At 63.5% G+C, this 12,799-nt stretch carries 3 protein-coding genes; all 3 read left to right on the plus strand.

The features are described from left to right. Nucleotides 1-169: 169 nt before the first annotated feature. The 3 genes from ACSFBF_RS11735 to ACSFBF_RS11745 all read left to right on the plus strand — a co-directional run bounded on the left by ACSFBF_RS11735 (nucleotide 170) and on the right by ACSFBF_RS11745 (nucleotide 12,797). A complete protein-coding gene (locus tag ACSFBF_RS11735) occupies nucleotides 170-1,936 on the plus strand; it encodes a ShlB/FhaC/HecB family hemolysin secretion/activation protein (protein ID WP_435467026.1) in 1,767 nt (588 codons plus the stop codon). Nucleotides 1,937-2,007: 71 nt separating this feature from the next. Then, nucleotides 2,008-2,856, plus strand: coding sequence for a hypothetical protein (locus ACSFBF_RS11740; RefSeq protein WP_435467028.1), 849 nt, complete (start codon nucleotides 2,008-2,010; stop codon nucleotides 2,854-2,856). Between the two features lie 92 nt (nucleotides 2,857-2,948). Then, entirely contained in the window at nucleotides 2,949-12,797 is a 9,849-nt protein-coding gene (locus tag ACSFBF_RS11745; RefSeq protein WP_435467030.1) for a hemagglutinin repeat-containing protein, read from the plus strand. The last annotated feature ends 2 nt before the right edge of the window (nucleotides 12,798-12,799 follow it).

The following is a 12,799-nucleotide window of genomic DNA, read 5'->3' on the forward strand; positions in this document are numbered from 1 at the left end:
GTGACCGATTCTTGTTAATTTCAATGCCGAAAACCAATGCAACGGTGTTGCATATCTAACGGAAATTTCAAGAATTCTCTAAGTCACGTTTGGCCACATATGTGCAGCTAAACGCCGCATGAAAATCCGCGCCCGCAGCGTATTCCTCGTTGCATTAGTTCGGATTTTCATGCTCCCTTCTCCACGCTTTCGCGCGCCGCAATTGCTGCGCGCCGTGCCTGTTGTCTGCCTGCTGCTGGCCGCATCGTCAGGCGCCTTCGCGCAAGCCAACCCTTCGGCTCCCGATCCCTTCGTCGAGCAACTGCGTCAGCAGGAGCGTGAGCGTACCTTGCGTGAGCAGCAAGAGAAGTCGGTCGACAGTCGTCTGCAGGAGGCGCCGAAGATCGAATCAGGCCGTGTGCTCGAGGCAGAGTCCCCATGCTTTCGTATTGACCGTCTCGTGCTTTCGGGTGAGCGCTCGGCAGATTTCCAGTGGGCACTGGATGCCGCAGCAGGACTCGAGGCGAACGACAACCCCCTCGGCCGCTGCCTGGGCACGCAGGGCGTCAACATCGTCATGGCTCGCCTCCAGCAAGCCGTCATCGCCAGGGGCTTCGTCACCACCCGCGTGCTGGCTGCGCCGCAGGATCTGGCTACCGGCACCCTGACATTCACTCTGATTCCGGGCCGCATCGCCGCCATCCGCGCCACATCCGATTCGAGCATCCGCTTCGGCAGCAACCGTCTCCTGCTCCTGGGCGCGATCCCTGCCCGCGCTGGCGATCTGCTCAACCTGCGCGATATCGAGCAAGGCCTGGAGAACCTCAAGCGTGCGCCCACCGCCGAAGCCGACATCAAGATCGAGCCCTCGACTGCGCCCGATGCCCGCCCCGGTGACAGCGACCTCGTCGTCAAGTACACGCAAGCCCGCATGCTGCGCGGCACCCTGAGCCTAGACGACAGCGGCACCGAAGCCACCGGCAAGTACCAGACCTGTGCCACAGCCTCAGTCGACAACCTCTTCGGCCTCAACGACCTTTTCTACGTCAACGCCAACCACAGCATCGACGGACACGTCCTGGGCAACCCGCGCCGCGGCACCGAGGGCCAGACCGTCCACTACTCGCTGCCCTGGGGCTACTGGCTGCTGGGTTTCACCGCATCGAGCAGCCAGTACCAGCAGACCGTGGCCGGGCTGACCCAGGACTACATCTACGCCGGCAAGGCCAACAACGCCGAAGTCAGACTCTCGCGTCTCATCTATCGCGACCAGCGCCGCAAGACCACGCTTTCGATCCGCGCCTTGCGGCGCGAGTCGCGTAGCTTCATCGACGACACCCAGATCGAGAACCAGCACCGCGTGGTTGGCGGCTGGGAGGCCAGCCTGAGCCACAAGGAGTTCATCGGCGAGGCCACGTTGGATGGCACTTTCGCGTTCCGCCAGGGCACTGGTGCCTTCGGTGCCAAGCGAGCACCCGAGGAGGCTTTCGACGAAGGCACCAGCCGCTTTCGGCTCATGACGGCTGATGTGAGCCTCAACGTGCCTTTCACGTTCGGCGAGCAGAAGTTGCGCTACGCAGGCCAGTGGCGTGCGCAGTGGAACCAGACCCAGCTCACGTCACAGGACCGCTTCGGCATTGGCGGGCGCTACACCGTGCGCGGTTTCGATGGCGAGACCAGCCTGCTCGGCGAGCGCGGCTGGCTGCTGCGCCACGACATCGGCTGGGCCGTAGGGCAGAGCGGGGCCGAACTCTATACAGGCATCGACTACGGCCACGTGGGCGGCAAGTCGGTCGAGTGGCTGTTGGGCAATCACCTAGCAGGCGGTGTGGTCGGCGTGCGCGGGGCATGGAAGGGGCTGAACTACGACGTCTTCATGGGCGCGCCGATCAGCAAGCCCGAGGGATATCGCACGGCCAAGGTAACGACGGGATTCAACCTCAACTTCAGTTTTTGAGGAGGAAGCACCACCAGAGAAAGACCGACATCACACCCCGCAAATCCAATCAACAGATCACATAAAAATTCATGAAGAACAAGATTTTCCTTTCGCTCTCATTGCTGTCACTCGGCCTGCTTCACGCGTGCGGTGGAGGCAGCGGCAGCGGCGGCGGCGGTGGCGCGCCGATGGCCGTTGCTCCGCTCGGTGCCGCATCGGGGGCGGCGGGGCCCACTGACCCGGCTTCCGCAAGCGCGGACTCAGGCTCTGTATCGGCGCCGTTCGCTCGCGGTGAGCGCGCGCGCTATCTGCTGCTCGGTGTCGGCGCTCAGTCGTTCGGTGTCCTGTCGCAAAGCGAGCAGGCAGCCAGCGGTGCGATGCCCCGTCTGAACGACAACACGCTGACGGGATCGAGTGCGACGAAGGAAATCAACGGCGATGCGAACTTCGCGATTGGCCGTTGGGTCGCCGGCACGGTCACGCGCAGCTCGGGCTCGGAGACCCTGACGGGAGCAGACAACCGCGCGTACCACTACGTTGCCCTGAACGAGCTGAAGGCTCTGCCTGCAAGCGGAAACACCACCTGCGACGCGGGCGTTTTCACCAGTCCCACGTACGCGGGTGGCGGCAGTGGGGCCGCATCCAACAGCGGTGCTGCAACCGGGTCCTCCACCTTGGTATTTGGCAGCGAGGGTGCAGTCGTCGCAGGAGCCGTGAAGGTGATAGTCGGCGATGCCGTCGGAGCGGTGAATTTCGACACCAAGGTCAAGTCGCCTTCCAGCACGGCGGTTACCGGCAGCTTCCTGAGCGCTGGCGCGGGCGCCGGCATCACGCTGGGTGATCACGGCAGCGGTGCCTATGCGATTGCGGTGGGCTATGCGGCAACGCTTCCTTCCGGCGCGCGGTACATGGGCGTCGCGAAATTCCGCTGCGCCTGAGATCGTGATTTCGGGGCCGGGGTGACCGTATTGCGACGGTCATCGCCGGCCTCGATTCGAGTTTGAGTTTCCGAGCCATCAGGGAGAAAAAAATGAACAAGCATCTTTACCGGATCATCTTCAACGTCGCGCGCGGCATGCGCATGGTGGTTCAGGAAACGGCGGCCAGCATTGGCAAGGGCGCCTCCAAAGGCACGCCCGGGGCCCCCGGAAGGACAACGACCGCGGTTGCGCTCTTTGGTGTGCTGGTTGCGGGAGCCGTTCGTGCGCAAATAGTCGATGCGCCCAACGTCCCGGGCAATCTTCGACCGACCGTGCTGGTGGCACCCAACGGCGTGCCGCTCGTCAACATCCAGACGCCTTCGGCCGCGGGCGTGAGCCGCAACGTCTACAACCAGTTCGACGTGATGCGCAATGGCGCCATCCTGAACAACAGCCGCGTGAATGTGCAGACGCAGCTCGGCGGAATCGTTCAGGGCAACCCGTGGCTGGCCAGGGGCTCTGCGCGTGTCATCCTCAATGAAATCAATGGCGGCAACCCGACGCAGTTGCGCGGGTATATCGAAGTGGGTGGGCCGCGCGCAGAGGTGATCATTGCCAACCCGGCGGGCATCTCCGTGAATGGCGGCGGATTCATCAACGCATCTCGGGCAACGCTGACCACAGGCGTGCCGCAGCTCAACGCGTCGGGTGGACTCGACAGTTTCCTCGTACGCAACGGCACCGTCGGTATCGACGGTGCGGGGCTCGATGTCAGCAAGACGGACTACGCGGCGATCCTTGCGCGGGCCGTGCAGGTCAACGCTGGCATCTGGGCGAGCGAGCTCAAGGTGGTCACGGGTGCCAACAACGTCAGCGCCGATCACGGCAGTGTCACGCCCACTGCAGGCACCGGGCCCGCACCGGCCTTCGCACTCGATGTTGCCGCGCTGGGTGGCATGTACGCCCAGAAAATCACTCTCGTCGGCACCGAGGCGGGGCTCGGCGTGCGCAATGCGGGCAGCGTCGGCGCGGGGGCAGGCGGTCTTGTAGTGACGGTGCAAGGGCGGCTGGAAAACACAGGAATGCTCGAAGGGCTGCGGGTCGAGCTCAACAGCAGCGCGAACATCGACAACCGAGGCGGCACCATCCGGCAGACCAGCGTGGCCGGCCTCACGATCGATTCGCCGGTGTTGAGCAACACGAACGGCGGTGTGATCGGTGTGGAGCCATTGATGTCGCCAGCCGAAGCAGGCGGTACGGCAAGCGCCGGCGGCACGTCTGCTGGCTCCGCTACCTCGAATCCGTCCAATCCGAGTGCAGGTGCAGCCAGCGGTGGCGCATCGCCGCTGCCGTCTTCTGTTCCTCCATCTCCCGGCACCATCGCCGCTGCCGGCACGATCCAGAACGACGGCGGGCGCATCTACGCAGGCGGCCCAATTACGCTCAAGACTCCACAGATCGACAACGCGGGCGGAACGCTCAACGTGGCCACCATGGCCGTGTCCGGCGCCAGCTTCAGCAACGCCGGCGGCACGCTCAATGTCAGCCAGAGCTTCGGTGCAAACATTGGCCGGTTCGACAACACAGGCGGCAAGCTGAATGCGGGTAGCCTGCACATCGCCACGGACGGCGATCTGATCAACGTGGATGGCACGCTCACCAGCGGCAGCGATGCGAGCCTCGCGGTCGGAGGGAAGGCCGACAACACGCGCGGCACCATCACGGCCGCTGGTCGATTGACGGCCAAGGTGACACAAGCCGTGAACAACAGCGCCGGTACGCTGGTCGCGAATGAGGGCCTGAAGCTCGGCGCTGGCGCACTGGACAACACCAAGGGCAGCATTCAGTCGGTCAACGCGGGTGTGCAACTCGATGTCGCCAATCAACTGACCAATGCAGACGGTGCCATCGGCGCTGGGGTGGACCTTTCCGTGAGAGCGGGAACGCTTGGCACCAGCGGGACGATCCGTGCGGGCAACGACGCCGGGCTCGCCGTCGCCGGTGCGCTTGTCAATGACGGCCGCATCACTGCGGGCCGCGATACCGTTGTCACGGTTGGCAGTCTGGCATCGAGCGGTGCCAGCACACTCGGTGCAGGCGTGCAGAACGACGGCAAGCTGGGCAGCGCAGGCGATCTGAGCGTCACGGCGTCAGGCATGTTGGCTGCGAATGGAACCAACGTCGCCGCCGGCAATGCAATATTGCAAGGCGCAAGCGTCGACCTATCGAAGAGCCAGACCAGCGCAGCGAACATCGCCGTCACGGCAACGCGGGGCGACGTGAGCACCAGCGACAAGGCCAAGGTCGTGACGCCGGGCACCCTGAGCATCGTCGCCAACGCCCGGGCAGGCCAGACCCTGGTCAACGACGCCGGTGCGCTCAATGCCGGCTGGCTCCACCTGCAGGCCTCGAACATCGCCAACACCCATGGCGGCGAGATCTTGCAGACGGGGGCCGATGCGACCACCGTGGCCGTCTCCGGCACCTTGAACAACGATGGCGGGCGCATCGCCGGCAACAGCCACGATTTGAGCCTGAGTGCGGCCACGCTCAGCAGCGTGGGCGGCAAGATCGAGCATGCGGGTGCAGGCACCTTGCGCATGACGGGCGGCAGCTACAACGGAGTGGGCGGCCAGATCACCGGCAATGGCGCACTGGTTGTCGACCTGAGCGATGGCTTCGCACAAGACAACGGCCGAACCGTCGCGAAGCAGATCACCATCGATGCCGGTTCGTTGAGCAATCGGGGCGGCAAGGTCTTCGGAACTTCGCTGTCGATCAACACCCGCGGAGGCGAACTGGACAACAGCGCCAAAGGTACCATGGCCGCGACGGAAGCGGTCGTTCTCAGGTCGGGAGCACTGAACAACGATGCAGGCTTGATCCAGTCGGGCGGTTCGCTGCACATCGACACGAACAGCCAGATCCTGACCAACACCAATGCGGCCGGCTACCGGACCCAACCCGCAGACCTGGCCGGAGGCATCGTGAGCGGCGGCACGCTCGACCTGAAGGCGGGCGACGTCAAGAATGTGGCGGGCTCCATCGGATCGAAGGGAGCTTTGACGGCCGATACCCAGGCCTTCACGAACACCGATGGTGTACTCATGGGCGGCCAGCCCGCCGCGCTCGGTGCAGACGGCAAGAAGCGCAGCGGCACAGGCGGCGTGTTCCTGAACGCAAAGTCTTTCAGCGGCGATGGTCAGATCATTTCCGCCAACGACCTGGGCATTGCACTTGTGCAGGACGTCACGAACAACGCAAGCATCGGCGTCAATGGCAACCTGAGCTACGTCACCGCCGGCAAGTTCACGAACAACACGAAGCTGCTGGCGGGGCGAACGCTCACGGTGGTCGGAAGCAGTGTCGACAACACCGCAGGCGCTGAGATGTCGGGCGGCGACACCATCGTCAATGCCGCGACAACGTTGACCAATAGAGGCTTGATCGACAGCCAGGGATCGACGCAAATCGACTCAGGCGCGCTGAACAACGTCGGCACGGGCCGCATCTACGGCAGCGCCGTGTCTGTCGCGGCCGGCACGCTCGACAACTACGCCGAGACTGTCGGCGGCGTGACCAGGGCCGGGACCATCGCGGCGCGCGAGACGCTGAACATCGGCGCCGGCACCGTCAGCAACCGCGAGCACGCGCTGATCTTCAGCGGCGGCGTGGGCACCAAGGCCATGAGCATCGGCGGCAAGCTCGACAGGAACCGCGAAGCAACGACGAGCGGCGGTGTCCTGAACAACCTGAGCGCGCGCATCGAGTCGTTGGGCGGCATGACCATCTCGATGGGACAGATCGACAACCTCGACACGCACATCAAGCTCGGGCCGCAGACGACGACCAGGCAGTTCTCCAGAACCATCGGCGTGGAAGGCATCGGCCACTTCAAGCCGGAAGATGTTGCCTACACACCGGGCAAGCCCAACCTCGCGATACGCAACCCCGACGGCAGCTGGAGGCCCGCCAACGGCCATGTCTGGGGCCTGTGGGACAAAACTGTCGCCACGACGACCGACACGGCCATCGATGCCGATCCCGCAGCCATCGTCGCTGGCAGGGACATGGCCCTCAACGGTGGTGGGCTGAACCGTGACAGCCGGATCACAGCCGGCGGCGTGCTGACGGCGCCCGGCATCAGGAACGAGGCATTGCAAGGCGAGGTCACGACGCAGACGGGTTCCATCGTGCATTGGCGCGCCACCAAACGGGAACCCGACATCATCGAACCCGTGTCGAGAGTGAGCAAGGACGTCGGTACCTACGAGAAAACCGGCGGCCTCAACGCCACCCGGGGTTACGACGCAGGTAAGCCCGCGAGCGGAGCGAACGGCGGCAACGGCAATGTCACCATCGTCGAAGTGCCGGCCAACGTCGGTGCGGTCGTGAAAACCGGCGGCCGCAGCAACCCCGGCGTCGGTGCCAGCCAAGCCATCCCGATGGTCGTGCGCACCAGCGCCCCTCGCGTTGATATCCCACGGGCCAGCCTGTTCAACCTGAATGGCGGCCCGCAAGGCTATCTTGTCGAGACCGACCCGCGCTTTGCCAACTACCGCAACTGGCTCAGCAGCGACTACCTGCTCAGCGGCCTTGGCCTCGACCCCAACAACACGCTCAAGCGCCTGGGCGACGGCTTCTACGAGCAGAAGCTCATTCGCGAGCAGGTGGCCCAGCTCACGGGCTATCGCTACCTGGACGGCTACTACAGCGACGAAGAGCAGTACACGGCACTCATGAACAACGGGGCTACCTTTGCCAGGCAGTACGGCTTGCGCCCCGGCATTGGCCTGTCGGAGGCCCAGATGGCCCAGCTCACCAGCGACATCGTTTGGCTGGTGGAACAGACAGTGACGCTGCCAGACGGAAGCACTCGGAATGTGCTGGCGCCGCAGCTGTACGTGCGAGTGCGGCCTGGCGACATCGACGGTTCGGGCGCGCTGCTGAGCGCCGACGCCACCGTCATCAAGGGCGACGGCAACCTCATGAATACAGGCACCATCGCCGGGCGCACGCTGGTCAGGATCGACAAGGACAACGTAAACAACCTCGGCGGACACATCGCGGGCGGCGACCTGGCCATTCACGCCAGGACCGACCTCAACAACATCGGAGGAAGCATCACGGCTGGCGACGTCGCTGCCTTGACGGCCGGCCGCGACATCAACATCGAGACAACCACCAGCACACAGGGCGGAGCGCTCGCCAGCAGGACCAACATCGACCGCGTGGCCGGGGTCTATGTGAGCAATCCGGGAGGCACCCTTGTGGCTTCGGCCGGGCGGGACCTCCGCCTCGCGGGCGCCATCGTCGCCAACACCGGCACGGACAGCAAGACGCTGCTGAAGGCCGGGCGAGACATCACCGTCTCGACGGTCAAGGAAGAAGAGCATCAGGAGCGAGGCACCAGCCCGCGCAACTTCAACAGTCAGTCCAGCAGCCGGGAGGTCGGCAGCCAGATTGTTGGCGGCGGCGACGTGACCCTGGACGCCCAAAACGGCATCCGCATCCGCGGCTCGGCCATCGATGCCCAGGGCGATCTGGCGCTGAAAGCCAAGGAAGGCAACGTAAGCATTGAAGCCGCTCGCGCCACTGTCGCCTCGGATTCCGCGAGCGAAGGCAAGACGAAGGGCTTTCTCTCCAGCAAGACCGCCACCCAGCGGGACAGCTTGCGCGAAGACACGGCTATCGGCAGCACGCTGGGCGGGCGCAACGTCACCATATCGGGACGGGATGTCACTGTGTCGGGCAGCGAGGTCATTGCCGACAAGAACACGATCATCGTCGCCAGGCGCGATCTCACCGTCGAGGCTGCCCAGGACTCCCGCTCCGAAAGCAGCTACCGAGGCACCGGCAAATCCGGGCTCATGGGCTCGGGCGGCTTCGGCTTCACCATCGGCAGCCGCAGCCAGAGCACCGACACCCGAAGCGAGAACACCAGCGCAGTGCGCAGCACCGTGGGCAGCATCGGCGGCAATACGACGCTCATCGCCGGCAATCGGTACACGCAGGTCGGCAGCGATGTGGTTGCTCCTGAAGGGGATGTGACCATCGCCGCGAAGAGCATCGCGATCCGCGAGGCGCGCGAAACCAGCCGGACAGAGACCGAGCAGAAGCAGAAAACCGGCGGCTTGACCATTGCGCTGACTGCCCCCGCCATCAGCGCAGTGCAAAGCATCGGCAACACGGCCAAGGCCATGCAGCGAACCGGCAACGGTCGCATGCAGGCGCTGGGGGCTGCCTCCATCGCCGCAGAGGCCAAAGGCGTAGCCGATGCCATGGCCAACGTTGCCGACCCGGTGCAGTCCATGGGCATCAACCTGTCGATCAGCCTCGGCGGCAGCCAGAACAAGAGCAACCGCACCGAAACCAGCGACACCGCGGCCGGCAGCCGTGTCGAGGGCAAGAACGTCAACCTGCTCGCGCTCGGTGGCGGCAAGGACAGCAACATTCTGGTGCAAGGCAGCGACATCGTCGCGCGCGACACCGCGACCCTCGTGGCGGACAACCGCATCGACATCCTTGCCGCCCAGAACACCAGCGAGCAGCACAGCACCAACAAGGGCAGTGGCGGCAGCGTGGGCGTGAGCTTCGGCACCAACGGCCTGCTGTTCAACATCGGGGCGAACGGCAGCAGGGGCAAATCGGATGGCACCGATTCGACCTACACCAACAGCCACTTGAGCGCCGGCAACAAGGTGAACCTTGCGAGCGGCGGCGACATGGCGATCAAAGGCGGGGTGATCGAAGCCGACCGAGTGACCGCCAAGGTGGGCGGCGACCTGAAGATCGAAAGCCTGCAAGACACCGGCACGTCGGCCAGCAAGCAGCAGAGCTTGGGTGGCTCCCTGAGCGTTGGGGTGGGCGTGTGGAGCGTGGGCGTGAGCGCAAGCAACGCCAAGGCCGGTGGCAACTATGCGAGCGTGAAGGAGCAGTCGGGCATCAAGGCGGGCGACGGTGGTTTCGATGTCGACGTGAAGGGCAGCACCGACCTCAAGGGCGCGGTGATCGAGAGCACGCAGGCGGCGGTGGACAACGCGAGAAACACCTTCAAATCCGCCAGCCTGACCACCAGCGACGTCCAGAACTTCGACAGCTACAAGGCCAGCGGTGCGAGCCTGGGCGTGAGCGTCTCGGGCCAGCAACCCAAGGGCCCGGACAAGAAGCCCATTCCGGGCTCGGACTTCAAGGTGGGCTCGGGCGGTAGCGCGGGCGTGGGCAGCGAATCGGGCAAGCAATCGAGTGTGACCAAGGCCGGCATCAGCGGCATCGCGGGCGACCAGAGCGTGCGCACCGGCGTGGACAGCACGAATGCGCTGACAAAGAAGTGGGATACCGAGAAGCTTGTTGGTGATGTGCAGGCGCAGACACAGATTACGCAGGCCTTCGGCCCGGTGGCTAGCAAGGCCGTGGGGGACTATGCGAGCAAGCAGACCGGTAAATACGAACTGGCGCAATTGAAGGCCTCGCAGGCGCAGAAGGTCTTGAACGACCCGAGTGCAAGTGACGACCAGAAGGCGCAAGCGAGTACCGATCTGGCGAATGCGAGTGGCACCCTCGCTGCGGAGAAGCAGAACTACGAAAGCTGGAAGGAAGGCGGTGCTTCACGCGCGTGGGCGCACGCCGTGGTCGGTGGGCTTGCGGGCAATCTTCAAGGCGCAACTGGTGCGGCGTTGGCGTCGGCTGCAGCTCCGGTCATCGATGACTTGACCCGCAATCTGCCCGATGCGGTGAAGGGGGCGGTTGGTGCGGGTCTGGCGGCGGGATTCGGCGCCGCAGGTGGAGGAGTGGCAGGGGCTGCAGCGGGGTTCAACGAAGACTTCAACAACCGGCAGTTGCACCCGGCAGAGGCTCAGCTGATTCGTGGCAATGCGCAGGCCTATGCCGCAAAGCGCGGCATTCCCGTGGAGCAGGCAACGACCGAGCTGACCGAACAAAGCCTGCGCCAGATCGACAGTGCTTGGGCCAAGCGCATTGCGGACAACCCGAAGGCTGCGGCCTTCCTGCGGCAGGTGGCGCAGAGCACCGGGTCGTTGGATGTCGGCGGTGGCGGCCTCTTCGATGCTCGGGGCACATTGTCATACACCGATCACACGGTCAACGCTGGTGTATTGGGGCAGACATCGGACTTGTACAACCGGATCACCAATCGCAATGCAAGCGGGATCGTGCCCGGCGTTCGCGGGGCCTACGTTGCCTATGCCGACGCAGGAACAGATCCGCACCTTGCCCGAAAGACGCCTGAACAAGTTCAACAGTTGCTGGACACAGGGCGGGAACTGAGGCAGCAAGGTCAAGCCGTGCAAGAGGGTTTCGCAATCAGTGCGGCCAATCTTGGTGTGTCCCAGACCGTGTTCACTTCCGGGCTGGCGCGACCGGGCGATGGCAGCAAATTGGCAGACAGGGCGGTCGGCGAGACGGGAGAGGCGTTGTTGACCGGGCTGCCTAGCGAGGGTGGCGCATTGACGACGCCCACGCGTGGCATGCGTTCGGGAACGGGGGAGGCAAGTGCGAGTGGCGAAGGCCGGCCCAAGGTTTCTGCACAGACGAGTGACCTCAAGGGGGCAGGTGATACCCCTCCAGCCAATGCCAATCCCACGAACAGCCGACGCGCGGGCAGCGTCACTTGCTCGTTCCGCGGGGACATGCTGGTCAAGACAAGTGTTGGCTACACACAGATCAAGGACATACAAGTCGGTGACAGCGTCTATGCGCGCGACGAGCGCAGTGGAGCGTTGGCCTACAAGGCAGTACTAGCGCGCTACAGCAATCCGTACAAGGAAACGGTCTACGTCAGCGTGAAGGATGCATCGGGCGCTGGGCAGGTCATCGTTTCGAATGCCATCCATCCGTTTTTTGCGCAGGTACCGGGTGCCGAGGCCGGGACTGTGCTCCCCAAGGCGTCCGAGGGGCACGACTACAGGGGGCCTATCGCTTATGCACAGTGGGTTGATGCAAGCAATCTGAAGATTGGGTATCGCCTGCTTGGTAGCGAGGGGCGCTGGCTCGAGGTTTCGGGACTCAAGCGGAAGAAAGAGCCGCTGCAGGCGCACAACCTGACCGTTGCCGACTTCCACACGTACTTCATCAGTGGGGAATCAGGAGATCAGGGGGTCTGGGTTCACAACGATTGCTGGAGCTCGTTGCCTAAAGAGGCGGTAGCGACCGGGAAGACGACGCCAGACGGACGGCTTCTCTATACCTTCAAGGACGCAGACGGAAAGAACGTTACCGCGTACCAGGGAAAGAATGGCGACACTAAATGGTATGACCCGAAGGTATATGCCCCTGGTGGAGGCAAGGTAGAGGTTTCGGCGGTTGACGGTACGGCGAGCAGTTCCTACAGCAGTGCAGGAATGAAGTACGGCGACGCGAATGCGATAAATGCGGCGCAGCATACATCGCCAACTGCGGTGGCCGCCAATAATTCGAATGCAAAAGAAACCCCTGGGGTGGACGTCGGACTAATTAAGTCATATGTTGGACGCGTCTTGGAGCCCGATTTCGTCGGGCCGCTGGATGGAAACACGAAAGCGTCTTTGGGTGTAGGAAAGGTCACTGCACCAATTGATTTTGATGGTCACATTCTTCGCGCAGAAATAAAACCGAATGGAGATATTGTTGGTGGGCATTCAACTGCAACAAATGAGGTTCGAGTGATTCCAGGGACGGCATCTGCACCAAATGCACAAGGTGTCTACACTGCCCGCATCGAAGTGCCCGATCCTTCAAGGCCGGGGCATTTTTTACCAAAAACAAATGGGAACCCACCAGGTACATCTACGATGTTTCCAGACGCGTGGACCGCCGACAGAATCAAGGTTGAAGTGGACTCGGCCTACACAAATAGAACACCAGTTCATGGAAGCCCTGGCAAGTGGCAAGGTACTACACCAAGTGGTGTTAGGGTTGAAGGTTACTTATCACCGAAGGTAACTGTTTATCCTAAACGGTAATA

Origin of the sequence: Variovorax nivicola, from assembly GCF_051216475.1 — a bacterium.
GTDB lineage: Bacteria > Pseudomonadota > Gammaproteobacteria > Burkholderiales > Burkholderiaceae_C > Variovorax.